The sequence below is a fragment of the Flavobacterium bomense genome (genome assembly GCF_003970355.1).
The window spans coordinates 19,598-44,099 of the sequence record NZ_RYDJ01000019.1; the positions used below are offsets into that span (position 1 = coordinate 19,598).

The 24,502-nt window shown below is 35.3% G+C and carries 26 protein-coding genes; 15 read left to right on the top strand and 11 right to left on the bottom strand.

Annotated elements, in window-relative coordinates:
• Positions 1-87 precede the first annotated feature (87 nt).
• From EKL98_RS13705 to EKL98_RS13750, 10 genes are all read left to right on the top strand, one after another.
• Positions 88-1,227 carry an acyl-CoA dehydrogenase family protein gene (locus tag EKL98_RS13705; RefSeq protein ID WP_126562891.1) on the top strand — a complete coding sequence of 380 codons (1,140 nt, stop codon included), beginning with the start codon at positions 88-90 and terminating at the stop codon, positions 1,225-1,227.
• Positions 1,228-1,326: 99 nt separating this feature from the next.
• Positions 1,327-2,004 carry a Crp/Fnr family transcriptional regulator gene (locus tag EKL98_RS13710; RefSeq protein WP_126562892.1) on the top strand — a complete coding sequence of 226 codons (678 nt, stop codon included), beginning with the start codon at positions 1,327-1,329 and terminating at the stop codon, positions 2,002-2,004.
• A gap of 80 nt (positions 2,005-2,084) precedes the next feature.
• Positions 2,085-2,684, top strand: coding sequence for a peroxiredoxin-like family protein (locus EKL98_RS13715; RefSeq protein ID WP_126458708.1), 600 nt, complete (start codon positions 2,085-2,087; stop codon positions 2,682-2,684).
• A 2-nt stretch (positions 2,685-2,686) separates the two neighbouring features.
• Positions 2,687-3,145, top strand: a complete 459-nt coding sequence (locus EKL98_RS13720; RefSeq protein ID WP_126562893.1) for a YHS domain-containing (seleno)protein — start codon at positions 2,687-2,689, stop codon at positions 3,143-3,145.
• 313 nt (positions 3,146-3,458) lie between these two features.
• Entirely contained in the window at positions 3,459-3,665 is a 207-nt protein-coding gene (locus EKL98_RS18125) for a hypothetical protein (protein ID WP_231507385.1), read from the top strand.
• 9 nt (positions 3,666-3,674) lie between these two features.
• Positions 3,675-4,163, top strand: coding sequence for a DinB family protein (locus EKL98_RS13730; protein ID WP_126562894.1), 489 nt, complete (start codon positions 3,675-3,677; stop codon positions 4,161-4,163).
• Positions 4,151-4,861 (top strand): NRDE family protein, encoded by a 711-nt coding sequence (locus EKL98_RS13735; protein WP_126562895.1) that lies wholly within the window; start codon positions 4,151-4,153, stop codon positions 4,859-4,861. Before EKL98_RS13730 ends, EKL98_RS13735 begins: the two co-directional genes overlap by 13 nt.
• Positions 4,862-4,883: 22 nt before the next feature.
• Positions 4,884-5,933, top strand: coding sequence for an ATP-grasp domain-containing protein (locus tag EKL98_RS13740; RefSeq protein ID WP_126458720.1), 1,050 nt, complete (start codon positions 4,884-4,886; stop codon positions 5,931-5,933).
• A gap of 4 nt (positions 5,934-5,937) precedes the next feature.
• Entirely contained in the window at positions 5,938-6,591 is a 654-nt protein-coding gene (locus EKL98_RS13745; RefSeq protein WP_126562896.1) for a hypothetical protein, read from the top strand.
• A gap of 18 nt (positions 6,592-6,609) precedes the next feature.
• Positions 6,610-7,590 (top strand): M28 family peptidase, encoded by a 981-nt coding sequence (locus tag EKL98_RS13750; protein ID WP_126562897.1) that lies wholly within the window; start codon positions 6,610-6,612, stop codon positions 7,588-7,590.
• On the opposite strand, the gene EKL98_RS13755 is transcribed toward EKL98_RS13750, so the two are convergent.
• Positions 7,583-8,161: a thioredoxin domain-containing protein gene (locus EKL98_RS13755; RefSeq protein ID WP_126562898.1), complete on the bottom strand. Its 579-nt coding sequence runs from the start codon at positions 8,159-8,161 to the stop codon at positions 7,583-7,585. The genes EKL98_RS13750 and EKL98_RS13755 overlap by 8 nt on opposite strands.
• A gap of 131 nt (positions 8,162-8,292) precedes the next feature.
• Between EKL98_RS13755 and EKL98_RS13760 the strand changes: the two genes are divergently transcribed.
• On the top strand, positions 8,293-8,970 hold the full coding sequence (locus tag EKL98_RS13760) for an SDR family NAD(P)-dependent oxidoreductase (RefSeq protein WP_126515898.1): 678 nt from the start codon (positions 8,293-8,295) through the stop codon (positions 8,968-8,970).
• 19 nt (positions 8,971-8,989) lie between these two features.
• Positions 8,990-9,592: a SprT-like domain-containing protein gene (locus EKL98_RS13765; protein ID WP_126562899.1), complete on the top strand. Its 603-nt coding sequence runs from the start codon at positions 8,990-8,992 to the stop codon at positions 9,590-9,592.
• Positions 9,593-9,596: 4 nt separating this feature from the next.
• Here EKL98_RS13765 and EKL98_RS13770 read toward each other — a convergent pair whose 3' ends face one another.
• The 6 genes from EKL98_RS13770 to gcvP all read right to left on the bottom strand — a co-directional run bounded on the left by EKL98_RS13770 (position 9,597) and on the right by gcvP (position 17,083).
• Positions 9,597-10,358, bottom strand: coding sequence for an ABC transporter ATP-binding protein (locus tag EKL98_RS13770; RefSeq protein WP_126458733.1), 762 nt, complete (start codon positions 10,356-10,358; stop codon positions 9,597-9,599).
• The gene (locus EKL98_RS13775) at positions 10,355-11,104 is read right to left on the bottom strand and encodes an MlaE family ABC transporter permease (RefSeq protein WP_126451774.1); all 750 of its coding nucleotides are present in this window, start codon (positions 11,102-11,104) and stop codon (positions 10,355-10,357) included. The genes EKL98_RS13770 and EKL98_RS13775 overlap by 4 nt, the downstream gene beginning before the upstream one ends.
• A 79-nt stretch (positions 11,105-11,183) precedes the next feature.
• On the bottom strand, positions 11,184-12,032 hold the full coding sequence (locus EKL98_RS13780) for a glycosyltransferase (protein ID WP_126562900.1): 849 nt from the start codon (positions 12,030-12,032) through the stop codon (positions 11,184-11,186).
• A gap of 104 nt (positions 12,033-12,136) precedes the next feature.
• Positions 12,137-12,661 (bottom strand): methyltransferase, encoded by a 525-nt coding sequence (locus EKL98_RS13785; RefSeq protein ID WP_126562901.1) that lies wholly within the window; start codon positions 12,659-12,661, stop codon positions 12,137-12,139.
• 235 nt (positions 12,662-12,896) lie between these two features.
• Entirely contained in the window at positions 12,897-13,955 is a 1,059-nt protein-coding gene (locus tag EKL98_RS13790) for a 3-oxoacyl-ACP synthase III family protein (RefSeq protein WP_126562902.1), read from the bottom strand.
• A gap of 278 nt (positions 13,956-14,233) precedes the next feature.
• A complete protein-coding gene (gene gcvP / locus EKL98_RS13795; protein ID WP_126562903.1) occupies positions 14,234-17,083 on the bottom strand; it encodes an aminomethyl-transferring glycine dehydrogenase in 2,850 nt (949 codons plus the stop codon).
• A 240-nt stretch (positions 17,084-17,323) separates the two neighbouring features.
• On the opposite strand from gcvP, the gene EKL98_RS13800 reads away from it, so the two are divergent.
• The gene (locus EKL98_RS13800) at positions 17,324-18,043 is read left to right on the top strand and encodes a UbiA prenyltransferase family protein (protein ID WP_317125392.1); all 720 of its coding nucleotides are present in this window, start codon (positions 17,324-17,326) and stop codon (positions 18,041-18,043) included.
• Positions 18,044-18,299: 256 nt separating this feature from the next.
• On the opposite strand, the gene EKL98_RS13805 is transcribed toward EKL98_RS13800, so the two are convergent.
• Both EKL98_RS13805 and EKL98_RS13810 read right to left on the bottom strand, forming a co-directional pair.
• Positions 18,300-18,782 (bottom strand): DUF2071 domain-containing protein, encoded by a 483-nt coding sequence (locus EKL98_RS13805; protein WP_304984559.1) that lies wholly within the window; start codon positions 18,780-18,782, stop codon positions 18,300-18,302.
• Positions 18,783-19,025: 243 nt separating this feature from the next.
• Entirely contained in the window at positions 19,026-21,053 is a 2,028-nt protein-coding gene (locus EKL98_RS13810; RefSeq protein ID WP_126562905.1) for a M3 family metallopeptidase, read from the bottom strand.
• A 190-nt stretch (positions 21,054-21,243) separates the two neighbouring features.
• On the opposite strand from EKL98_RS13810, the gene EKL98_RS13815 reads away from it, so the two are divergent.
• Complete coding sequence (locus tag EKL98_RS13815) at positions 21,244-21,951, top strand: hypothetical protein (RefSeq protein WP_231507387.1); 708 nt, start codon at positions 21,244-21,246, stop codon at positions 21,949-21,951.
• 50 nt (positions 21,952-22,001) lie between these two features.
• On the opposite strand, the gene purE is transcribed toward EKL98_RS13815, so the two are convergent.
• Both purE and EKL98_RS13825 read right to left on the bottom strand, forming a co-directional pair.
• The gene (gene purE / locus EKL98_RS13820; RefSeq protein WP_126458759.1) at positions 22,002-22,484 is read right to left on the bottom strand and encodes a 5-(carboxyamino)imidazole ribonucleotide mutase; all 483 of its coding nucleotides are present in this window, start codon (positions 22,482-22,484) and stop codon (positions 22,002-22,004) included.
• 107 nt (positions 22,485-22,591) lie between these two features.
• Positions 22,592-23,743, bottom strand: coding sequence for a 5-(carboxyamino)imidazole ribonucleotide synthase (locus EKL98_RS13825; protein WP_126562906.1), 1,152 nt, complete (start codon positions 23,741-23,743; stop codon positions 22,592-22,594).
• A 216-nt stretch (positions 23,744-23,959) separates the two neighbouring features.
• On the opposite strand from EKL98_RS13825, the gene hpt reads away from it, so the two are divergent.
• Complete coding sequence (hpt, locus tag EKL98_RS13830; RefSeq protein ID WP_126458767.1) at positions 23,960-24,490, top strand: hypoxanthine phosphoribosyltransferase; 531 nt, start codon at positions 23,960-23,962, stop codon at positions 24,488-24,490.
• The last annotated feature ends 12 nt before the right edge of the window (positions 24,491-24,502 follow it).

The following is a 24,502-nucleotide window of genomic DNA, read 5'->3' on the forward strand; positions in this document are numbered from 1 at the left end:
GGCTAAATTTACGAAATCGTTTGAAATCTAATATTTAATAATTACTTTTGACGACAAATTTAAGAACATTTAATTTACAATAAAAATATGGATTTTAATCTAACCGAAGAGCATTTAATGATTCAGCAAGCGGCACGCGATTTTGCAAATGCAGAACTGTTAGCCGGAGTTATAGAAAGAGACGAACATTCAAAGTTTCCTACTGAACAGGTGAAAATGATGGCTGATTTGGGTTTCATGGGAATGATGGTGGATCCTAAATATGGTGGATCCGGTTTAGATAGTATTTCGTATGTTTTGGCTATGACCGAAATTTCAAAAGTTGACGCTTCTGCGGCAGTAATTATGTCGGTGAATAATTCATTAGTTTGTGCTGGTCTTGAAAAATATTGCAATGAAGAACAAAAAATGAAATATTTGGTTCCGCTTGCAAAAGGGGAAGTAATTGGAGCATTTTGTTTGTCAGAACCAGAAGCGGGTTCAGATGCCACATCTCAAAAAACAACGGCAATAGATAAAGGGGATCATTATTTGTTGAATGGGACTAAAAACTGGATAACCAATGGTTCTTCAGCGTCAACCTATATTGTAATTGCTCAAACAGATATTGAAAAAGGACATAAAGGAATCAATGCTTTTATCGTAGAGAAAGGTTGGGCGGGTTTTGATATTGGACCTAAAGAAAAGAAAATGGGAATTCGTGGTTCAGATACGCATTCTTTGATGTTCTCTGATGTGAAAGTTCCGAAAGAAAACCGAATTGGAGAAGATGGTTTTGGGTTTAATTTTGCTATGGCAGTTTTAAACGGAGGACGAATAGGGATTGCTTCCCAAGCATTAGGGATTGCAACCGGAGCGTACGAATTAGCATTGAAATATTCTCAAGTGAGAAAATCTTTTGGAAAGGAAATTTTCAAACATCAAGCGATCGCTTTCAAATTAGCGGATATGGCTACTCAAATTATGGCGGCAAAAATGCTAGTTCTAAAAGCAGCTTTTGAAAAAGACGAAGGGAAAGATATTACGCAATCGGGTGCTATGGCTAAGTTATTTGCTTCTCAAACGGCAATGGATACTACAATTGAAGCTATTCAAATTCACGGCGGAAATGGATATGTAGCTGAATATCATGTGGAGCGAATGATGCGGGATGCTAAAATTACTCAAATTTACGAAGGAACTTCTGAAATACAACGAATTGTAATTTCAAGAACATTAGTTTCATAATTATATTGCATACTATTTTACAAACCCTTTCAAGTTATGATTTGAAAGGGTTTTATTTTTCAAATCATTTTTTCAATACATTTACGGAAATTTTTTTTTATGTACGAAGATTTAAAATATTGGTATTTGCGCGATCATAAATTATTCCGGACGTTGAGTTTTGGACAAATCAGGGAATTGTGTATCATCACCGGTTTTAAAAAAGCACAGAAAGGCGAAATTATTTATTTTTCTTCTTCGGATTTGCCAAAAATTTTTCTTCTAAAAAAAGGGAATATAAAAATTGTGGCAGTTGATGAAGACGGCAATGAAACAATTAAAGATATTATTCAAAAAGGAGATTTATTTGGGGAACTGGCTTTGGAAGTCGACAGCCACTCTAATGAATATGCTAAAGTACTTTCGGATGATGTGGCTATCTGTAGTTTTCTAATGTCGGATTTTGAAAATTTATTATTGCAAAATCCAAGTCTGGCGTTGTCTTACACCAAGTTTGTAGGATTAAAGATGAAACGCATTAAGAACAGTTATTCTAATTTGATTTCTAAAGACGCCAGAACCAGATTGTTTCAGTTCCTGAAAGATTGGGCAGAGAAAGAAGGAAAAAAAATAGGTGATAAAGTAGTTATTGAAAATTACCTGACCCAAAATGATATTGCCCAAATTATATGCACTTCGAGGCAAACAACTACACAATTACTGAATGAAATGGAAACGAATGGTACTATTGTTTACAGCAGGAGAGAAATTATTATAACGGACATCAGTGCATTATAATTAATTTAGTGGAACTGTAACATAGCCGACAAATCAGTTCGAAATAGTACAGTAGTTTTACAACTTAAAAATGTAACACTATGAAAAAAATAATTTGTCTGGCCTTATTTACAATTGGATTATCCGCTTATGCTCAAAATAATTTACCAAAATTAGCCACAGAAATCGCTCCATTGCTTATTGGAGAAAAAATTCCTACTTTTACTTTGAAATCTGTAGAAAATAAGGATGTTAATGTAACGGAATTAATCAGTAAGAAAAGAACGGTTTTAGTTTTTTACCGTGGTGGTTGGTGCCCGTATTGTAATGCTCATTTAGCCGCTTTGGCCGAAGCCGAAAAAGAATTGTTGGATTTAGGATATCAAATTATCGCAATAAGTCCCGATGCTCCAAAAAGCTTGAAAGGTACAGATGATAAAGAAAAGTTAAATTATTTGTTATTGTCAGACAGTGCAGGTGAATTGTCGAAGGCGGTTGGGATTGCTTTTCAAGCACCAGAAAATTATAAAGCCATTCTCAATAAAGATTCTGAAGGAGTAAATAGTTCTTTTTTGCCTGTTCCGGCGGTGTTTATTTTAAATGTAAATGCGGAAATTGAATTTGAGTACATCACTCCAAATTTCAAAAACAGAATTTCAAATGATTTGTTGATAGCCGTTGCAAAATCGTTAAGTAAATAATCATGAAAAAGGTACTGTTTGTTCTAACCGTTTTGTTTGCTTTTTCTGGCTTTGCACAAAACGACAGCAAACGAATGGATCATTTTAATCTTGAAAAAAATGTGGCTATTCAAGGATATGATCCTGTGGCTTATTTCAAACAAGGAAAAGCAGTGAAAGGCAAAAAAGAAATAACAGCATTGCATGAAGGCGTGGTTTATTATTTTTCGATGCCAGTAAATAAAGACTATTTCTTAAAGAATTCTTCAAAATTTGAACCGCAGTACGGAGGTTGGTGTGCTTTTGCGATGGGAGATTCTAATGAAAAAGTGTCTATAAATCCGGAGACTTTCAAAATAAAGAATGGGAAGTTGTATTTGTTTTACAATGCTTTTTTTAATAATACATTGAAAAGCTGGAACCAGAATGAATCTGGATTGATGATGAAGGCCGATGTAAATTGGAATAAAATAGTGAATTAAAAAAATAGAAATCATGAAACTAAGTAAGTCGAAAGTTTAAAAGTCGTAAAGTCAAAAGAATTAACTTTAAGTAAAACAACTTTAAATCAGATTGTTACATAATTTTATCCTGATTTTAAAATACGACATTATACCATGGTTATTACTTATCTCTGTTTTTCTGATTGCTGAGATTTACGACAGCAGTAATTTTAGTCCAAACGCTGTACTTCAAATTTACGGGGAGTGAAGAATCGGTTTCTGTTTTTTCTACTATGGGGTAGAACCTTATGGACGAATTGGCACTGGAATTGCCGAGTTGATTGTGGTAATTTTGATCTTAATACCAAGAACTTTCTTGTTTGACGCTGTATTGGGTTGCGGAATTATGGTTGGTGCGGTTTTTGCCCATCTGTTTGTGCTTAGGCTTGAAGTTAAAAATGATGGTGGGACACTTTTTATTTTGGCTCTAATTGCCTTTCTTTGTTGCGCTACTTTAATTATTAATGACAGAACTAAAGTGATGAATTTGTTGAATTAAAACGTAAATATGCTACTACCTTCTATTAATAATAGTTTAAACGAGCTGATTGATTTGCTGAATCAATTGTCGCAAAAAGAATATTCAAATTCTTGTGCGGAATTAAGTAATGCAACTATTGGGGAGCATACCAGACATATTCTTGAAATGTTTCAGTGCTTAGAAAATCAATATGATTCAGGCATTGTGAATTATGACAAAAGAGAACGAAATGCCCGTATTCAAACGGATACGACTTTTGCTATTGAAAACATCGTCTTGATTCAACAAAATTTAAACAAGAAAAACAAAAATATCGAGTTGTTGCAAGTTATTGATGGAGAGGAAATCCGAATTGAGAGTAATTATTTCAGAGAATTACTGTATAATCTAGAACATTGCATTCACCATCAAGCACTTATAAAAGTAGCTATTTTACAATGTGAAACAGTAATCATTGACCCTAATTTTGGAGTTGCCCGATCTACCATCGAATATAGAAATCAATGTGCACAGTAAGTTTTGTAGCAACGAATGATACAATTATCATTACCTCCAATCGGGATGAAAAAACAGTAAGACCCAGTGCAATACCTCCAAAAAGTTATACCGTAAACGGGAAAAATATTATTTTCCCAAAGGATCCAAAAGCAGGAGGAACGTGGTTTGTGGCTAATGCTGACGGAGTAATTTTGGTACTTTTAAACGGTGCGGATGAAAAGCATGAAGTACAGCTCCCATATCGAAAAAGCCGTGGCTTGATTGTTTTAGAGATGATCAGTAGCTTATCGCCAAAGGATTTCTGGAGCGAAATTGATTTGGAAAACATTGAACCTTTTACATTAGTTTTATTTCAAAACAACGCTCTTTTTCAATTGCGCTGGAACGGAAAAAAGAAAGAAACAATATCTTTAGACATACGTAAAAACCATATTTGGTCTTCATCAACGTTATATTCATTAGCCATGCGTGAACAGCGTTTGCAGTGGTTTTACACTTTTATGAATGAGAATCCTGAAATTTCCGAATCAAAAATGCACGATTTTCATCGCTACACCGAAGAAGGAAATGATGAAAATGGTTTGGTTATCAATAGAAATGACGAAATGAAAACGTTGAGCATTACACAAGCAGTTATTGAAAAAAATAAAGTTGCTATATTGCATTACGATTTGATTGCGCAACAGGATTTTTCGACCTCATTTATCACCGTTTAATACGTACACATTGACCCGAGTTATGACGAACAGGCGAATCAAACTATTTTTTTATAAAGTTACGCATTGGGAATACTGGCCTTTCCAGATTGTGTATATTCCAATTTATTTTCTTTGGTCCTATTATTCCATCAAGGCAAAATCTATTTTTTTCTTTAATGCGTCTAATCCAACCATAAAAAATGGCGGTTTTATGATGGAGTCCAAAAAACAAATCTACAATTTGATTCCACAACACTATTACCCAAAAACGGAATTAATAAAAGAAGGAACTACTCTTGAAGAAATTTTAAAGACGATTCAAGTATCAAAAATAAAATATCCTTTGATTGCAAAACCAGATATTGGACTGCGAGGCTCCGGAGTCAAAAAAATTAACAATGTTCAAGATTTAAAAGAATATGCTGAAAAAGCAAATTTTGATTATGTAGTGCAGGATTTAATTCCGTTTGACAATGAAGTCGGGATTTTTTATGTGCGTTATCCTCATGAAAAAACCGGTAGAATTACTGGAATTGTTTCTAAAGAATTTCTGATTATTACCGGAACCGGATTCTCTACCGTAGAAGAATTAATCAAAGAAAATCCGCGATACGAACTGCAATTAAAGGTTTTGAAACAAGAATACGGAAAAAAACTACTCGAGATTCTTCCAAAAGGAGAAAAATTGAATCTGGTGCCGTATGGGAATCATGCACGAGGTGCAAAATTCATTGATGGAAGCCATTGGGTCACACCAAAATTGACACAGACTATTAACGAAATGTGTTTGCAAATTCCTGGTTTCTACTTTGGGAGAATGGATGTGATGTACAATACTATTGAAGAATTAGAACAAGGATTGAACTTTTCAGTTGTGGAGCTGAATGGAGCTGCAAGTGAGCCCACCCATATTTATGATCCAAAAAATTCTTTGTTTTTTGCATGGAAAGAACTTGCGCGTCACATTACCTACATGTACGAAATAAGTGTGGCAAACCATAAAAATGGCACTCCATATTTAGGGCATAAAGAGGGGATGAAAGAATACAGAATGCATCTGAAACAAAGCTATAAAATTGTAAATTTCTAAAATAATGAAGGCATTAAAGAACATTTTTGTTGGTTTTTTAGTGAGTTTTATCGGCTCGATACCCTTGGGTTATTTGAATGTTATTGGTTTCGAAATCTATTCAAAGCTAGGAATGAATAGCTTGTTTTTCTTTTTATTAGGAGTGATTTTCGTAGAGATGGTTGTGATTTATCTCACTTTAATTTTCGCAAAGCAATTAGTAAACAATAAAAAATTAATGAAAATTATTGATTTTTTTGCCGTTCTCTTTCTGTTGATTTTAGGGTATTCTTTTTATGCTAATTCTAGTCAAATAATGGAAGAACAAGGGATTTTAGAGAGTTATGCTATGTGTTCTCCTTTCCTTATTGGTGTATTGTTGAATTGTATCAATTTTCTTCAAGTGCCGTTTTGGACCGGCTGGAATCTCTATTTGATAAATGGGGATTATATTTCCATTGTAAATAAGCTCAAACTGTATTATATTGCAGGAACTTTGGTAGGCACATTTTTTGGGATGTTAAGTTTAGTTTTAATATTAAATACCTTATCTAAAAACACAACCAGTTTTTATCAATATGTAATGCCAGTAGTAATTCCGTCATTTTTTGTGGTTTTGGCTCTTGTTCAAATGGGTAAAGTCTACAAGAAATATTATCGAAATAAAACCCTTTTATAAAATAGAAATCTCAATATCATGAAAAAAGCATTCCTATCTCTTTTTTTAATTTTCTTAGGTTGTCTGTCAACTCAAGTTATTATTGCCCAAACAGCTAGTAAGACGCAAAAAAACCCAGTTGATATTGACTATAAAGTATCAGAAAATGACGTTGCTAAAACATTAAAATATTTAGCTTCGGATGAACTGGAAGGAAGGGAAACCGGAAAAGAAGGAATGGTAAAAGCGGCGGATTATTTAGAGCAGTTTTTTAAAGACAACAATGTAAAACCTTATTTCAAATCGTATCGCGATACATTATCCACTTTTAAGGGAACCGCTTTTAATATCGTCGGTTTTGTTGAAGGGAACGATCCGGTTCTTAAAAATGAATTTATAATGCTAAGCGCACATTACGATCATATTGGCTTGGATAAAAAAGGAGTGAAGGGAGATTTTATAAACAATGGTGCCAATGATGACGCTTCAGGAACAACTGCAGTTGCTGAAATGGCAAAATATTTTAGCATAGCCAAAAACAATAAGCGAAGTATTCTTTTTGTATTTTTTGCAGGAGAAGAAAAAGGGTTATTAGGTTCTAAGCATTTAGCCAAAAAACTGAAAGCGCAAGATTTTAAATTGTATGCTCAATTCAATATTGAAATGATTGGTGTGCCAATGAAAAGAGCGTATCTAGCTTATATTACTGGTTTTGATAAATCCAATATGGCAGGTAAAATCAATGAATATACTGGAAAAAATACGATTGGTTTTCTTCCAAAAGAAGCCGAATATAAATTATTTTACAGATCCGATAACTTCTCTTTTTATGATGTTTTTAAGGTGCCTTGCCAATCAGTGAGTACATTCGATTTTGAAAATTTTGACTTTTATCATCATGTTTCGGATGATTTCAAAGCGATGGATATTCCTCACATGACTTATTTTATTCAAGAATTATTACCCGCTGTAACGCAAATGGCAAATACGCCAACACAAGAAATCGTATTGCTTAAATAGTTTTAGAAACCGGCTGATTCATATTATACGCTAATATAGAATAGTCATTATTATTGAACTGAAAACCCCCAATAATGGTCCATTTCAGTTTTTCGGTATGCGCTTTCATAGACGGGATATTTATTTTATTGATAAATGTCAAACCCAACGCATATTTTTGTGCCATGTGTATTCTCATGAATTCAAACAATGGTTTGATCAATCCCCTGCCACGGTATTCCTTGTGAATGCAAATGGGTCCGTATTGAAAACTATTTGTTGTGGTGATTTTAAAATCTAAAAAGTGTAATTCAGGAAACAAGGAGCTCATGTAATTGAAAATGGGCCATTGTTGGAAAAACTCCCAACTTCCTGCAAAAATGTAAGCAATGATTTTGTTGTTTTTCTTGGCAATAAATAATTCTGATTTTTGAATAACTTCGGTTAATTGTAGTATTGAAAATGGCGTAGTAACAAATCCAGAAATTTTTTCTTCTTCGGATAAATTTACTACAAGATACAATTCTTGTAATACCAATACTCCATCAATGTCACTCATTTTTGCAGTTTCGAATTGTATGCTTTTGGTCATTTTTCTTAAAATCTGATGTTAATTTTGTTTGGCAAAAATAAGTAAAATTCCTGAAATTTTTAATTTTTATTGTACTAACAATCCTTTGCCTAAAGCCTTACTTTTTTGTCGTTTTTGTTTATTTTTGCTACATGAAAAATATTATCATCACGGGAACGAGTAGAGGAATAGGATTTGAATTGGCATTGCAATTTGCCAATGCGGGACACCAAGTACTAGCCATATCCAGAAAGATTCCTCAAGCTTTATTGGGCAACGAGAATATTATCTGTCTTTCAGTTGATTTGTCCAATGAATCTGAATTAGTGAAAGTAAGTGATTTCCTTTCTAAGTCTTGGAAACAAATAGATGCAGTCATTCATAACGCCGGAAGTTTATTGTTGAAACCTTTCTCAGAAACGACTCAGGAAGATTTCGAAAACATCTATAAGGTCAATGTTTTTGGAGTGGCTAATTTGACTCGAATTTGCCTGCCTTATCTGCAAAAAGGAAGCCATGTAGTAACCATAAGTTCTATGGGTGGGATTCAGGGAAGTTTAAAGTTTGCCGGATTAGCGGCGTATAGTTCAAGTAAAGGAGCCGTGATTACGTTATCAGAGTTATTAGCCGAAGAATATAAAGACCGCGGGGTTTCTTTCAATGTTTTGGCTTTAGGTTCCGTGCAAACAGAAATGTTGGCAGAAGCTTTTCCGGGATATCAAGCGCCAATATCAGCGGGCGAAATGGCGAATTATATTTATGATTTTACTTTAACTGGAAATAAATATTTCAATGGTAAAGTGTTGCAAGTTTCTTCTACGAATCCTTAATTTATAACTCACGTCTATTTTGAGCGAAACCTTAGCCAGATTTATTCCAGAGCATGCGGTAAAACCCGTTTTTGAACTTATTGTTGCTAATCAAGTGCATCTTAAGATTGTCAACGAGCGTCAGACACGTCATGGTGATTATCGAAAAGGCTTAAACGGGAAGCATGAAATCACGGTAAATTCAAATCTCAATAAATACAAGTTTTTGATTACGTTGATTCATGAAATATCGCATTTGGTTGCGTTTGAAAAGTTCGGCAGAAATATTAAGCCGCATGGGGACGAATGGAAATATTCTTTTCAACGGTTGATGATTCCTTATATTCGACCAGAAATTTTTCCGAATCATTTGTTGCCTTTGTTAGCTCGACATTTCAAAAATCCTACAGCCAGCAGCGATACTGATGCTACTTTGGCATTAGCCCTGAAACAATTTGACCAGCAAAATGACAAAAACTATGTATTCGAAATCCCGTACGGTAGTGTTTTTAGGATCCAAAACGGAAAGATTTTCAAGAAAATTGCGATCAGAACCAAGCGTTTCGAATGTTTAGAAATGAGTTCTGGAAGAACCTATTTATTCAACCCAAATGCTGAGGTAGAATTATTGAAATCCAGTTAGTTTTTTACGCTTTCAAATACGCTTCTCGTACTTTTTTGAATAAATTTGAAGAATAAACAAAGGCGACAACAGCCTCATTATCGGTTCTGAAAATTTCTTCTTTGTTTCCTTCCCAGGCTTTTAAACCATCTTTCAGGAATAGAATTTTCTCCCCAATTTCCATTACGGAGTTCATATCATGTGTATTGATAACCGTTGTCATGTTGTATTCTTCAGTGATTTCTTTGATAAGATTATCAATCAAAATAGCTGTATTTGGGTCTAAACCAGAGTTAGGTTCATCACAAAATAAGTATTTGGGGTTGTTTACAATGGCGCGGGCAATAGCAACGCGTTTTTGCATTCCTCCTGAAATTTGCGAAGGGAGTTTTTTATGGGCGTCAGTAAGATCGACTCTTTTTAATACAAAATCTACGCGCTGCTGAATTTTTGCTTTATTGTCTCTAGTGAACATTTTTAATGGGAAGCCAACATTTTCAGCTACAGTCATGGAATCAAATAAAGCACTTCCTTGAAAAACCATTCCAATTTCAGTGCGAAGTTCTCGTTTTTCGTCAGACGTTAATTCCGAGTAAATTCGACCATCAAATGAAATTGTTCCAGATTCTGGAGTATGAATGCCTAAAAGACTTTTGAGCAAAACTGTTTTTCCGGATCCACTTTGTCCAATAATTAAATTGGTTTTTCCGGTTTCAAAAACCGTAGAAATACCTTTAAGAATTTTATTTCCACCAAATGATTTTTCTATGTTTTGTACTTCTATCATGATCCTAGTAACAACTGTGTTAGTATATAATTGAATAGTATTATGGAAACTGATGTCCAAACAAAAGAAACGGTACTGGCTTTACCTACTTCAAGCGCACCGCCCTTCATATAATAGCCATGAAAAGAGGGGATTGTGGCCAGTAACATGGCAAATATCAGTGTCTTTATGAATGCATAAACAATGTGGTACGGGATGAAATCCATCTGTGTGCCATTTATAAACTCAGTACTAGAGATAAAACCACCATAAACGCCTGCCATCCAGCCTCCCAAAACTCCCAGAAACATAGCAATTCCTATTAAGAATGGGTATAATAATAAGGCGATTATTTTAGGAAAAACCAAGTAATTTAAGGAGTTTACACCCATCACCTCTAAGGCATCAATTTGTTCGGTAACCCTCATGGTTCCTATACTGGAGGTAATAAACGAACCCATTTTTCCGGCCATAATCACGGAGATAAAAGTGGGTGCGAATTCTAATATTACGGATTGTCGTGTCGCAAAACCGATAAGATATTTTGGAATTAATGGGTTAGTTAGATTTAAAGCAGTTTGTATAGCAACTACACCTCCAACAAAAAAAGAGATAAAGGCAACAATACCAAGAGAGTCAATGATTAGGTCATCAATTTCCTTGAAAATTAAATTTCTCATCACAGACCATTTGGTCTGTTTATTAAAAATTTCTCTCAGCATTAGGAAGTATCTTCCTATCTGTGTTATATATCGAATGAGCATCATAAGTTTTGCGAATATGGGCTAAATTACAAAAATTGTAAGGAGTTATATCTTTCAATTTAGCAGTTTTTGATTTTGGAAGCTAAAAAAGCTTTTCCTTCATTTTTTTTAAACGATATTTTCTAATGAATTTTGCTTGTTCTTCTGTAACTAATAATGGAGTTTTAGCTGCTTTAGCTTTCCAATAACCGCTGATGTAATCTACAAATAGTAGCGGTTTTTTCTTCATTATTGCCAGCTTTGCCGAAGCGATGGAAGTGATTAAAAAGCCGTAGCCTAAAGTATAAAATGCTTCGCCTTGTTTGTAACGTGCAGTTTTATTGTAATTAGCGCCAGTTGGTTTTAGGTGTTTTACCAGTAATGAAGTGTCCGTAATGACTTTCCATCCGTAAAATTTACATAGTAATTCATCTACGGTGTCCCAACCCATTGCCGGTTTTAAATTACCTATTTGCTCGAAGCATGCTTTTCTATAGGCTTTGAATGCGCCACGAATATGGTCTTTGTCAGTAAGATTTTCCAGAATCCATGTGCCATTTTTTTCGATATAAGCAAATCCGCCTGCCATTCCTATTGTTGTATCTTTTTTGAAAATGTTTAAAATAGTTTCAAAATAGTTGTTGGGCAGAATTAAATCGGCATCCAGTTTCACGATTACGTCATAATTTTTATCTAATGTTTCATAACCTTTGTGAAAAGCCTGAATAACTTTACTTCCCGGCAAATGAATTGCTTGGGAGGTTTTTGTGACCAATGTGATAAACGGATTTTCTTTGGCGAAAGCCATAACTATTTCGGCCGTTTTATCAGTAGAATTGTCATTGACTACGACTACTTTTTTGGGTAAAATGGTTTGCGAAATCAAAGAATTTAGCGTTAAAGCAATAAATGCTTCCTCGTTATGGGCCGGAATAACAATGTAATAATTCATTTAAAAATTTTTAGATTTTAGATTTTAAATTTCAGATTAACGATTTGTTGCAAGTCGTTAATCAGAAATCAGAAATCAGAAATCGTTAATCTACAATCTTAAATCTATTTGATTTTTTCAGCGTAAACAATATAATATCGGTTGGTAAACTTTCTTAATAAGGGACGAATTCCAAATTTTTTAACGGGATTGGTCCATTTTTGCCGGTCTATTATTTTCCAGCCTGTTTTTTCTAATAGCCAATCGAGTTGCCAGTCTTCAAATTCATGGTAATGCCTATCCCAGGGGTCTGTTTTACTGCGGTAAGCTGGAGAAAACCACAGTCGCAATGGTATAGAAATAAAAAGTTTATCCGATTTTATTTCGCTTAAAATAGTGAAAGGATTTAGTAAATGTTCAAAAATTTCGAAAGCGGTTACAACCTCTTTTTGTTCTCTTAAAAATACGGATTGGTCTTTGTCTAAGTCTTCTCCGGCTGTGTTTGTAACTGTAAATCCTTCGGATTTCATGATTTTAGAGAAAGGGTTTTCAACGCCTAAGTCTAAGATGGTCTCTGAGGAGGAGACATGTTTTTTTAGAAATTCTAAAGTATGTTTGAATCTTTTATTGGGAAACGTTTTTTCGTACATGTTTTTTTGATTTGTCCGCTGGGGAACGAAGGCACAAATATAGTAATAAATGTGTTTTTGAAGATTGTTTTTTAGCCCGGATGGCAATGAAAATCCCGGAGCTTCAAAATGTAGTTTTTCAAGGTGCAAAAAGCGACTAAAAGAAGCTTTATTGCACCTTAGAAAAACAAGTTTTGTAGTGAGGAATTGTAATGGACAGCCGGATTAGCTCCTGATTACAATTTCCTAAAAAGAATTAATATCGGTAAATAAAGGCGTTGATGTTCATTCCTGCTCCAACAGAGGCAAAAATCATAACATCTCCTTTGTGTATTTCCTGATTTTCTATTTTGCCTCGGATGAGCAGGTCAAAAAGAGTTGGAACGGTAGCAACACTGCTGTTTCCCAGTTCATGGATGCTCATGGGCATGATGTCTTTAGGAACTGATCTGTCGTATAATTTGTAAAAACGCTGTATGATTGCTTCGTCCATTTTTTCGTTAGCCTGATGGATAAGAATTTTTTTGACATCATCAATACCTAGTCCGCTTTTGTCTAAACAACTTTTCATGGCTGCAGGGACATGATTTAATGCAAATTCATAGATTTTACGTCCGTACATTTTTATGTAGCGAATGTCCGGATCTAAATCAGGATTGTAGGATTTTCCAAAGAATAAATAGTTGGCTTCGTCATTTGCATAGGTTGCACTTTCATACGCTAACAAACCGGTGTCATCATCTGAAGCTTCAATGATAGAAGCGCCGGCACCATCTGAGTAGATCATGGAATCCCTGTCATGCGCATCGACTACTCTGGAAAGCGTTTCTGAACCTATAACCAAGCAACGTTTTGCCATGCCGGATTTGATATAAGCATTGGCTTGAAGTACGCCTTCGATCCATCCGGGACAGCCAAAAAGGATGTCGTATGCAACACATTTTGGGTTTTTTATTTGTAGCTTGTGTTTGACACGTGTGGCTAAACTTGGAAGCATATCGGACTGGCTTGTGCCGTATTTTACATCGCCAAAGTTATGAGCAAAGATGATGTAATCTATTGTTTCAGGATCAATTCCAGCATTTTTTATTGCTTTTTGAGCGGCAAAAAAAGCGAGATCGGAGGAGTTTAAATGATCCTCTGCATAGCGCCGGTGTTCAATTCCGGTAATGCCCTTAAATTTATTAATGACTACTTCGTTTGGATAACCAAAAGCGGTTCCATCCTCGTTTAAAAAAACATGTTCGCCAAAATCTGTATTGCTTATTTTTTTCTCAGGAATATAACTTCCTATTCCAGCTATTTTTATTTTCATTGCGTTAATTTTCCAAAATTTATGCTAAATTAATCATTAAAAAATTAGTACAGTCACAATATTTACTATGCATGCATATAATTGTGAAATAATAATTTATTGGCTAAAATATTAATTTTTTTATTGTAAAAGGAATGTTTTGATGCGATTTTTATTTCTTACTTCTTTTAAGTTAAAAAAACTGCTTTTTTATTTTTTTTATCAAAAGATTGCTTCTGGTCAGATAATTTTTTTGCGCAAAAAAAATGTCTCGATTTCTCGAGACATTTTGTAGTGGTTTAACTTTCCATATAGGCTTCAATTGGTGCGCAGGAACAAACTAAGTTTCGGTCTCCATAGGCATCATCTGCTCTTCGTACGGTTGGCCAGAATTTATTCTCGGCAATATAATCTAATGGGAAAGCGGCTTGTTCCCGAGTGTAAGGAAAATTCCAGATATCAGTAGTTAGCATGGCTAATGTGTGGGGCGAATTTTTCAAAACATTGTTTTTGTCTTCTAATGTTGCGTTTTCAATTTCTTTACGGATTGCAATCATGGCATCACAAAAACGATCCAACTCTTCCAGGTTTTCACTTTCTGTAGGTTCAATCATTAATGTTCCTGCCACTGGGAAAGAAACCGTAGGTGCATGGAAACCGTAATCCATCAAGCGTTTTGCAATATCAGTAACTTCAATTCCTTTTTGTTTGAAAGGGCGGCATTCTAAAATCATCTCGTGTGCGGCACGACCCATTTCTCCAGAATACAACGTATCATAATGACCGTTTAGTTTCTCTTTAATATAGTTGGCGTTTAAAATGGCATATTGAGTAGATTGTTTCAACCCTTCGGCTCCTAGCATACAGATATAGCCGTAAGAGATCAAGCACACTAATGCGGAACCCCAAGGTGCTGCAGAAATTGCTGTTATCGCGTTTTCTCCACCAGTTGGAATTACAGGATTAGTAGGTAAAAACGGCACTAATTGTGGTGCAACGCATATAGGTCCTACTCCTGGTCCGCCGCCGCCGTGAGGAATCGCAAATGTTTTATGTAGGTTCAAGTGACATACATCAGCGCCAATAGTTGCAGGATTTGTCAATCCAACTTGCGCATTCATATTCGCACCATCCATGTATACTTGGCCTCCGTTATTGTGTATCAATTGTGTGATTTCTCTAATGGCACTTTCAAAAACTCCATGAGTCGATGGATAGGTTACCATCAAACAGGCAAGATTGTCTTTGTGTAAAACTGCTTTTTCGCGTAAATCTTCTACGTCAATATTTCCGTTTTCCAATGTTTTAGTTACCACTACTTTCATTCCTGCCATCGCTGCTGATGCAGGATTTGTTCCGTGCGCGGATGATGGAATTAAAGCAATGTTTCTGTGGTGATCTCCTCTTGACTGGTGGTACGCACGAATCACCATTAATCCGGCATATTCGCCTTGAGCACCTGAATTAGGTTGTAATGTTGTTCCTGCAAAACCAGTAATGACGTTTAATTGGTTTTCTAATTTAGCCAACATTTCCTGATATCCTTGCGCTTGATCAAGTGGTGCAAACGGGTGAATATTGTTCCATTGTGGCATGCTTAACGGCAACATCTCTGAAGCGGCATTCAGTTTCATGGTACAAGACCCTAATGAAATCATCGAGTGATTCAACGCTAAATCTTTTCGTTCTAACATTTTGATGTAACGCATCAAAGCTGTTTCTGAGTGATGTTTATTGAAAACATCGTGTTGTAAAAACGTTGATGTTCTGTTTACGTTTTCAGGAAAATGATTGGTTTTTGATAACGTTTCAATCAGTGTAAGCGGAGTCCCATTTGCAGAAGCGAAAACAGCAATAATTTTATTCAAATCAGCAATGCTTGTCGTCTCGTTTAAGGAAATTGAAATCGTATAATCATCAATGTAATAGAAATTAATTTCGTTTTCTTCTGCAATTGTTTTTACTTTTTTAGCGTCAGCCTTGATGACAATGGTGTCAAAGAAAGCAGTGTTCATTTGCTGGAAACCAGATTTTTCTAATGCATTAGCCAATGTCGCTGCTGAAGCATGTACTTTATTTGCAATATATTGCAATCCTTTTGGTCCGTGATACACGGTATACATTCCGGCCATAACGGATAATAATACTTGAGCGGTACAAATGTTAGAAGTCGCTTTATCCCGTTTGATGTGTTGCTCACGGGTTTGCAACGCCATACGCAAGGCGCGGTTTCCATCCGTATCAACTGTCACGCCGATGATTCTTCCTGGCATACTTCTTTTATATTCGTCTTTTGTTGCAAAATAAGCTGCGTGCGGACCACCGTATCCTAGCGGGATTCCAAAACGTTGTGTTGTTCCAAGAACAACAGCAGCGCCTATTTCTCCGGGAGGTGTCAGTTTAGCCAAACTCAAAATATCAGCGGCAACAGCTACTTTTATTTCGTTTGCAGCTGCTTTAGCGATAAAGGCAGTATAATCATGTACTTGCCCAAATTTTCCCGGATATTGAAGGATTGCTCCAAAATAGTCCGATGAAAAATCGAATGTTTCATGGTTTCCTAGTACTAATTCGACACCAATTGGCGTGGAACGTGTTTGTAAAACGGATAAAGTTTGGGGTAGTATTTCTTCAGAAACGAAGAATTTATTGGTGTTATTTTTCTTTTGATCCCGGGAGCGAACGTCAAAAAGCAATGCCATTGCTTCTGCGGCTGCAGTTCCTTCATCTAATAAAGAGGCATTTGCAATTTCCATTCCGGTTAATTCGATAACCATCGTTTGGAAATTCAAAATGGCTTCTAAACGGCCTTGCGCAATTTCGGCTTGATACGGCGTATAGGCAGTATACCATCCTGGATTTTCAAATACATTTCTTTGTATCACTGCAGGAATAATTGCGGCATTGTATCCTAAACCAATGTAGGATTGAAAAACTTTATTTTTATTTCCTAGTTTCTGGATGTGATTTGCAAACTCATATTCGGTCATTGCAGGTTCTAAATCTAAATCAGATTTTAAACGAATGTCACTTGGAATCGTTTCCTGAATCAATTGTTCCAGCGTTGCTGCCCCAATTGTCTTTAACATGTGTTCTAAATCATTTTCTCTAGGGCCAATGTGTCTTAATGCAAAAGCGTCTGTTTTCATTGTATATAAAATAGGTTGTGTGTTTCTTGTTTTAAAAGGCTGTAAAATTAAATATTAATATGCTATTAATTGCCTTTTTTAATCGGATTTTCTGTGAATTTTTCAACTAAAAGCCGTTCTTATTAACACTTTGATTAATTTTGTCTAATGAGGTTTTTTAAACAAATATTCGATTTTTATATAAATAGTAGTATTCACGTGGGTTTATCGTGTTATGCTTTGGTCCGAATGACGAACTATATGTTCCACATTCCAGTAGGTGAACCAGTTGCTAATTTTGTTTTTTTTGGAACTATTGTGGGGTATAATTTTGTGAAATACGATGCTTTGGCTCGATCCAAAAAGATAAAAATGCGCAAGGAACTAAAAGGGATTGCTTTGTTTAGTTTTTGCTCCCTTCTATTTGTAGGCTATTATTTCTTTATGCTGGAACGAGTGACGCAAATTACCGCTATTGTTTTTTTGAGTATTACCTTGTTGTATACGCTTCCTTTTTTTCCAAATAAAAAAAACGCAAGAAATTGGGCTGGTGTCAAAATTTATATCGTAGCATTGTGCTGGGTGGGTGTCACGCTAGGACTCCCAATTTTAGATGCGGGCATACCAATAACCATGGATTTCTATCTAAAATGCATGCAACGCTTTATCTTGATTTTTGTATTGGTGCTTGTTTTTGAAATCATTGATATGGCACATGACGATCCGCATCTTAAAACAGTTCCGCAACAAATAGGAGTGAAGCGAACCAAAATATTGGGACTGTTACTTTTGATTCCATTTTATTTATTGGAGTTTTTTAAAAGTAATTTAGATAAAGATCAATTGATTGTAAACTTCATTTTAGTACTGATGATTTCATTATTTTTGATTTTTGCCAATGAAAAACGATCAAAATATTATACTTCTTTTTGTGTTGAAAGCATTCCGATAGTTTGGTGGTTGTTACTTTTATTATTTTAAAAAGCACTTAATTGGTGAGTACGTTCACTAATAATAGTATTAATTTGGTGAATAGGATATTTTTCTAGTGTTGATTAAAGATAATTTTCGAGAATTTTTGAAGTAGTTTGGTCTTTGTGTACGTAGTGTGTTGGTTTTTACTGTTTATTTTCAGACAAAGCTTTTAATACTTTGTTTCTTTCGAGGATAAAAGGAATAAGGGGTTTTTAGAAACCAAAATATTTACCGCGCCAGGTAACCGTTTCGTTGTAGTTAATTAATCCGTAAGTAATTCTTTTTCGTAAACGCCTTCGAAATCAATTACTGACTCGTTTTTCGTTACTTCAAATTGTTGCCATCGGGGATGCGTGACTTCGTATTCAAAAGTTGCATTTTCGTTGATTTTGGTATACCCAAAATAATGCTCCGTAATGAACTCAGCTTCGGAATCCGGTGCAATTGCAATGGGTTTTTTTTGGGTTGTTACCTGAATCGTATTCCATTTGTTTTTTACTTTCCATTGGTATATAAATTCTCGGGAGTTTCCATTGACTTTCAAAACGTGTTTCATCGGTAGCGTTCTATAATGCTCATTGTAAAACGTATTTGCAACAAGTGTAATAGTATGTTTTGGGACAATTTTGCTGATAAAAACGGCACCTCTTTTCCATACACCATTTTCAAAACGCTTAACGTAAAAACGAAGATTGACCTCTTCAAAATCAGAAAGAAACGGGATCTTCATTCCTAAAACGCGCACGTTTTCGAACAAGAAACCAATAAAACTAACATAACATTTGCCGTTCCATCAATCGATTTCTGTTCCTTTTGGGACATATTTCTCTAGAATTTCCGGATTGACCATATAATTAATTCAGGGCTAAATTATTCCACTCGGCTTATAAGAAACTCATTTTTTTGTTGGTTTTAATTTTTTGTAGGTATGTGAAATACTATTGAAAAAACCCGAAGCCTGTTACTTCAGGTTTTCAATAAGTTTTTTCTAAACCAATCCTGCTCTTCGTAACAAAGCTTCCGGTTTTGGTTCCTGTCCTCTGAAGCGTTTGTACAAAATCATAGGGTGTTCTGTTCCGCCTTTTGAAAGTATGTTTTCTTTGAATTTGGTGGCCACTTCTGTATTAAAAATACCTTTTTCTTGGAAATATTCAAAAGCATCAGCATCCAGCACTTCGGCCCATTTATAACTGTAATAACCCGAGGAATACCCGCCTTGAAATATGTGTGAAAAAGAAGTGCTCATCGCATTTTCTTTTACTTCAGGATACAATTGTGTGGCTGCAAATTGTTCGGTTTCAAAAGATTTGATGTCTTTGATGTTAGATGGATCTTGTGAATGCCAACCCATATCTAATAATCCAAAACTCAATTGGCGCATCGTTGCCATACCTTCTTGAAAACTCGCGCTTTCCTTAATTTTATGAACTAACTCCATCGGAATCATTTCGCCGGTTTGATAATGATAGGCAAACAACGCCAAGGCCTCCGGTTCGTAACACCAGTTTTCCAGAATCTGACTTGGCAATTCTACAAAATCCCAATATACTGAAGTACCGGACAAACTTGGATATGCCGTGTTGGCTAACATTCCGTGCAACGCGTGACCAAATTCATGAAATAAAGTTGTTACCTCGTTAAAAGTTAATAAGGATGGTTTTGTTTCGGTAGGTTTCGTGAAATTACAAACAATAGAAATATGAGGTCTTTCGTTAATTTCTTTTTTAACATATTGCGATTTAAAAGAAGTCATCCAAGCTCCGTTTCGTTTGCCTTTTCTTGGAAAGAAATCAGCATAAAACACCGCAACTAATTGATCGTCTTCATCTTTTACTGCGTATGTTGTTACTTCTTCATGGTATTTATCTACTTCGTAAACTTCTTCAAAAGTAATTCCGTATAATTTTTGCGCTACTGCAAAAGCACCGTTCAAAACTTTTTCTAATTGAAAATACGGTTTTAAAATTTCATCATCCAAATTGAATAATTGCTGCTTCAATTTCTCCGAATAATACGCACCATCCCATTTTTGAAGTTGCTCGATTCCGTGAAGCTCTTTTGCAAAAGCGGTCAATTGTGCAAATTCTTTCAAAGCTGCCGGTTTGGCTTTTTCTAATAAATCATTCGAGAAGGTTTTTACTTTCTCCGGACTTTCGGCCATTCTTTCTTCAAGTACAAAATGAGCGTGCGTAGCATAACCTAAAACTTGCGCTCTGTCAAAACGCAATTTGGCGATTTTTAGTACAATTTCCTGATTGTCAAATTCGTTATTTTGAAAACCTTTGGCACCAAAAGCGATTGCCATTTCCATGCGTAATTCCCGATTGTCAGCATAGGTCACAAACGGAACATAACTAGGATAGTCCAATGTGAAAATCCATCCTTCTTTTTCTTGGCTTTTAGCCAATGAACGAGCGGCTTCGATAGTTCCCTCTGGCAAACCGGCTAAATCTGTTTTGTTAGTAATATGCAGTTGATAGGCCTGTGTTTCGGTCAAAACATTTTCGCCAAACTGCAAGCTCAATTTTGATAATTCTTTATCAATTTCTCGCAATTGATTCTTTTTATCTTCCGGTAAATTCGCTCCATTTCTGGAAAAGCTTTTGTATTTTTTGTCTAAAAGCGTGGTTTGCTCCGGATTGAGATTCAGTTTTTCTCGTTGCTCATACACTGTTTTTACTCGTGCGAATAAATCCGGATTAAGACGCACATCGTTGCCAAACTCAGAGAGCAGAGGCGAAACTTCCTGAGCGATTTTTTGAATTTCGTCATTGGTTTCGGCTGAATTCAAGTTGAAAAAGATGCTTGAGATTCGGTCCAAAACATCGCCGCTGAACGCTAATGCTTCAATCGTGTTTTCGAAAGTGGGTTTTATCGGATTTTGTACAATCGCATCGATTTCGGCTTTTGCCAATTCGATTCCTTTTTGAAAAGCAGGAAGGAAATCTTCATTTTTAATTTTCGAAAAAGGTGCAGTATTGTACTTTGTATTGAAAAGGTGTGTTAGGATGCTCATTTGTATTTTGTAATAAAAATAATTTGATGTTTAAAGAAATCAAAGGTACGGATTTAATAAAAAAAATGTGTTTGTCCAAGGAATTGATTTGGGCCAAAATAGCGGATTCAGAAGTGTTATTTAAATGTTATTTATTTCGTTTGGCAGTAATAAAGCCTTAAATTGTAAAAAATGATTGGTTTTGTAAAAAATGAATCGAAAAAAATATAATAAACTAAAAGAAAAGATGAATTATCAAATTACAATAAATAGAGCGAATACTGTTGATGAGGTTGAAGAATATTGGACAAATGAGGATTATATAAAACTCTTGGGAAAGTTTGATTATCCGGATGCTGCTGATGGGGATGCTGCCAGTTTAAGGGAATTGTTGTTTATGGCAATAAGTGATTTCGAACCAAAAGATGCCGCTGCAATACTATTGGAATACAAATTATCAGAAGATTTGAATGAAGGTCAAATTCAGCAAATTTCAAACGATATGCTTTTAGATAAAGTATGTGAAGAATATCCCGAAATTGGATTGCATTCAACATTGTTTCATATCAATCAATTGCTTTTCAAAGCTTACAACGGTACTTTTCCTAATGCAAAAGCGACGATTGTTGAATGCAGTTTGGTCCCGGTCGAAGGTGAAAATGAAAGCGAATTGACTAAAGAAAATATTCTGAAATTATTAAACAACGGTTTATCGGGCAGTAATTTGATCAAAAGATTGTTCGATCTGCCAATGACTGAAAACGTCCCTTTTTCGGAAGCGGAAGATATTTTATGGGATGTTAAGACCACGGATAATGTGAATTATACGATTACAACTTCTGAATACTGGTTAAGCAGAGAGGACATTATTGCATCAGAATTTGAAGGAGTTCTTGAAATTGTTGTTGATGCAGAATAAATTATTTCACTATCTGAATTCATAAAAAAAGCTCCGTCATGGAGCTTTTTTTATTTTTGGAGGCTTTGGGAAGCGATATTGACGGCTTCTTTCAATCCGGTTTTGTACTTAATTACTTTCTCTAGGACACTTTTGTTGTGACTTCCTATGATTTGAGCGGCAAGAATACCTGCGTTCTTGGCGCCATTTAAGGCTACGGTTGCTACGGGAACGCCACCTGGCATTTGCAGAATGGATAAAACGCTGTCCCAGCCATCGATTGAATTACTGGATTTTATAGGAACGCCAATTACGGGAAGTGGCGACATTGAAGCGACCATTCCGGGTAAATGTGCCGCGCCGCCAGCACCGGCAATAACCACAGAAATACCGCGAGTATGTGCGTTCATGCTAAAATCAAATAATTTTTCAGGCGTTCGGTGTGCCGAAACGATATCGACTTCAATTTCGATTTCAAATGCTTTTAGGATATCTATGGCTTCTTGCATGATCGGCATATCTGAGATGCTTCCCATTATTACGGCTACTTTCATTGTTTCTTATTTAAAGATTTAAAGATTTAAGCATTTAAAGATTTTTGAGAAATTCAATTTAATTAATTTTTTGAATTTTTCAATCTTTAATTTTTTCAATCTTTTAATTAACTTATCACTCTAATCGTATTCTTTACATCCTCAGCAATTCTTCGGGCTTCGTTGATGTCTTCATTTACGATGGTTACGTGTCCCATTTTTCTAAAGGGACGCGTTTGTTTTTTTCCGTAAATATGTGGCGTAACACCATTCCATCCCAGTATTTTTTCGATGTTTTCGTAGACTACATCTCCTGAAAAACCTTCTTCGCCCACTAGATTTACCATGATCCCGGCTACTTTACTGTCTGTATTCCCTAAAGGCAAATCTAGAATGGCACGCAAATGATTTTCAAATTGCGAGGTATAACTGGCTTCAATCGAGTAATGACCTGAATTGTGCGGGCGTGGAGCCACTTCGTTCACAAGGATTTCATCGTCTTCGGTTTGAAACATTTCTACGGCTAATAATCCCACATGATTGAATTTTTTAGAAACATTCAATGCGATAGCTCTTGCTTTTTCGGCTACTGTATCATCAATTCGAGCTGGGCAAATCACATATTCTACTTGATTGGCTTCTGGATGAAATTCCATTTCTACTACAGGATAGGTTTTTATTTCACCGGAAGGATTGCGACAAACGATGACAGCCAATTCTTTTTTGAACGGAATCATTTCTTCGGCAATGCATTCTACATTGGCTAAATTATCCAAATCCGAAATGTGTCGAATCACTTTTACGCCATTTCCATCGTAGCCAAATTCCGTACATTTCCATACAAACGGTAGTTTTGTTTTCGAATCCAGAATATCAACAACGAGACTTTTTAAATTGTGAAATCGTTTGTAATTTGCGGTTGGGATGGCATGTTGAATGTAAAAATCTTTCTGAATTCCTTTGTTTTGAATGAGTTTCAACGTTTTTGGCGAAGGAAATACCTTTAACCCTTCTTCTTCCAGTTTTACCAAAGCTTCCAGATTGACTAATTCGATTTCAAAAGTCAAAATATCTACTTTTTTACCAAAGTTATACACGGTTTCAAAATCCATTAAATCCCCTTTGAAGAATTGGTCACAAGCTATTTTGCAAGGTGCTTCATCACTTGGATCCAAAACATAGGTTTGTATGTCGAACTTTCGGGTGTCAAACAATAGCATTTTGCCCAGTTGTCCGCCACCGAGAATTCCCAATTTAAAATCAGAAGAAAAATAATTCATTGTGTAGTTGTATGTTTAAGCAAAGATACTTTATAATGATGGAATCCGAAAACACAATTTTATTTTCTTCGGAATTTTTATTATAACTTTTGTTGCTTTCAATACATTTTGAGGCCCTTTTATGTGAAATTTACTTAAAATTACAAATTAATTCTCATTTATCAATTCACAAATCCGAATTCTGTATCTTTGCACATTATTTTAAAAACGAAAATAATGATACAACTTCACGACAAACAATTTGTTCCGTTTATTTCTGCTAAAGAAATTGATTTTGCCATTGCTAAAATGGTGGCGCAAATAGAAGATGATTTCGCTGATGAAATACCAGTTTTTGTAGGTGTATTAAACGGAGCTTTTATGGTCGTTTCTGATTTTATGAAACAGTATAAAAAACCATGTGAAGTGTCTTTTATAAAAATGGCTTCTTATGAAGGAACTTCTACCACAAATGAGGTAAAACAATTAATCGGATTAAATCAGGATTTGACTGGACGTAGCGTTATCATACTAGAGGATATTGTAGATACCGGAAATACTTTAGTGGAACTCAAAGAATTATTCAAAAAACAAAATGTAAAGCATTTCAAAATAGCGACACTTTTCTTCAAACCAGAGGCATACACAAAAGATATCAAAATAGATTATATTGGGATTCGAATCCCAAATAAATTTATTGTAGGTTTTGGTTTGGATTATGATGGTTTAGGAAGAAATTTATCCGAAGTATATAAACTAAAAGAATAATTACCAACACAT

What these genes read in the sequence shown, in the direction of transcription:
- EKL98_RS13800 (WP_317125392.1), top strand. Translation starts at nt 17,324, where the DNA reads ATGTTCCACATTCCAGTAGGTGAACCAGTTGCTAATTTTGTTTTTTTT.
- purE (WP_126458759.1), bottom strand. Translation starts at nt 22,484, where the DNA reads ATGAAAGTAGCCGTAATAATGGGAAGCATCTCAGATATGCCGATCATG.
- EKL98_RS13755 (WP_126562898.1), bottom strand. Translation starts at nt 8,161, where the DNA reads ATGACCAAAAGCATACAATTCGAAACTGCAAAAATGAGTGACATTGAT.
- EKL98_RS13750 (WP_126562897.1), top strand. Translation starts at nt 6,610, where the DNA reads ATGAAAAAAGCATTCCTATCTCTTTTTTTAATTTTCTTAGGTTGTCTG.
- EKL98_RS13730 (WP_126562894.1), top strand. Translation starts at nt 3,675, where the DNA reads ATGCTACTACCTTCTATTAATAATAGTTTAAACGAGCTGATTGATTTG.
- EKL98_RS13785 (WP_126562901.1), bottom strand. Translation starts at nt 12,661, where the DNA reads ATGTACGAAAAAACGTTTCCCAATAAAAGATTCAAACATACTTTAGAA.
- EKL98_RS13825 (WP_126562906.1), bottom strand. Translation starts at nt 23,743, where the DNA reads ATGAATTATTTTTCTTCTGATTTTAAATTGGGAATTCTCGGTGGCGGA.
- EKL98_RS13760 (WP_126515898.1), top strand. Translation starts at nt 8,293, where the DNA reads ATGAAAAATATTATCATCACGGGAACGAGTAGAGGAATAGGATTTGAA.
- EKL98_RS13770 (WP_126458733.1), bottom strand. Translation starts at nt 10,358, where the DNA reads ATGATAGAAGTACAAAACATAGAAAAATCATTTGGTGGAAATAAAATT.
- EKL98_RS13780 (WP_126562900.1), bottom strand. Translation starts at nt 12,032, where the DNA reads ATGAATTATTACATTGTTATTCCGGCCCATAACGAGGAAGCATTTATT.
- EKL98_RS13720 (WP_126562893.1), top strand. Translation starts at nt 2,687, where the DNA reads ATGAAAAAGGTACTGTTTGTTCTAACCGTTTTGTTTGCTTTTTCTGGC.
- EKL98_RS13815 (WP_231507387.1), top strand. Translation starts at nt 21,244, where the DNA reads ATGAATCGAAAAAAATATAATAAACTAAAAGAAAAGATGAATTATCAA.
- EKL98_RS13775 (WP_126451774.1), bottom strand. Translation starts at nt 11,104, where the DNA reads ATGATGCTCATTCGATATATAACACAGATAGGAAGATACTTCCTAATG.
- EKL98_RS13735 (WP_126562895.1), top strand. Translation starts at nt 4,151, where the DNA reads ATGTGCACAGTAAGTTTTGTAGCAACGAATGATACAATTATCATTACC.
- EKL98_RS13790 (WP_126562902.1), bottom strand. Translation starts at nt 13,955, where the DNA reads ATGAAAATAAAAATAGCTGGAATAGGAAGTTATATTCCTGAGAAAAAA.
- EKL98_RS13710 (WP_126562892.1), top strand. Translation starts at nt 1,327, where the DNA reads ATGTACGAAGATTTAAAATATTGGTATTTGCGCGATCATAAATTATTC.
- EKL98_RS13740 (WP_126458720.1), top strand. Translation starts at nt 4,884, where the DNA reads ATGACGAACAGGCGAATCAAACTATTTTTTTATAAAGTTACGCATTGG.
- EKL98_RS13810 (WP_126562905.1), bottom strand. Translation starts at nt 21,053, where the DNA reads ATGAGCATCCTAACACACCTTTTCAATACAAAGTACAATACTGCACCT.
- EKL98_RS13705 (WP_126562891.1), top strand. Translation starts at nt 88, where the DNA reads ATGGATTTTAATCTAACCGAAGAGCATTTAATGATTCAGCAAGCGGCA.
- gcvP (WP_126562903.1), bottom strand. Translation starts at nt 17,083, where the DNA reads ATGAAAACAGACGCTTTTGCATTAAGACACATTGGCCCTAGAGAAAAT.
- EKL98_RS13715 (WP_126458708.1), top strand. Translation starts at nt 2,085, where the DNA reads ATGAAAAAAATAATTTGTCTGGCCTTATTTACAATTGGATTATCCGCT.
- hpt (WP_126458767.1), top strand. Translation starts at nt 23,960, where the DNA reads ATGATACAACTTCACGACAAACAATTTGTTCCGTTTATTTCTGCTAAA.
- EKL98_RS13745 (WP_126562896.1), top strand. Translation starts at nt 5,938, where the DNA reads ATGAAGGCATTAAAGAACATTTTTGTTGGTTTTTTAGTGAGTTTTATC.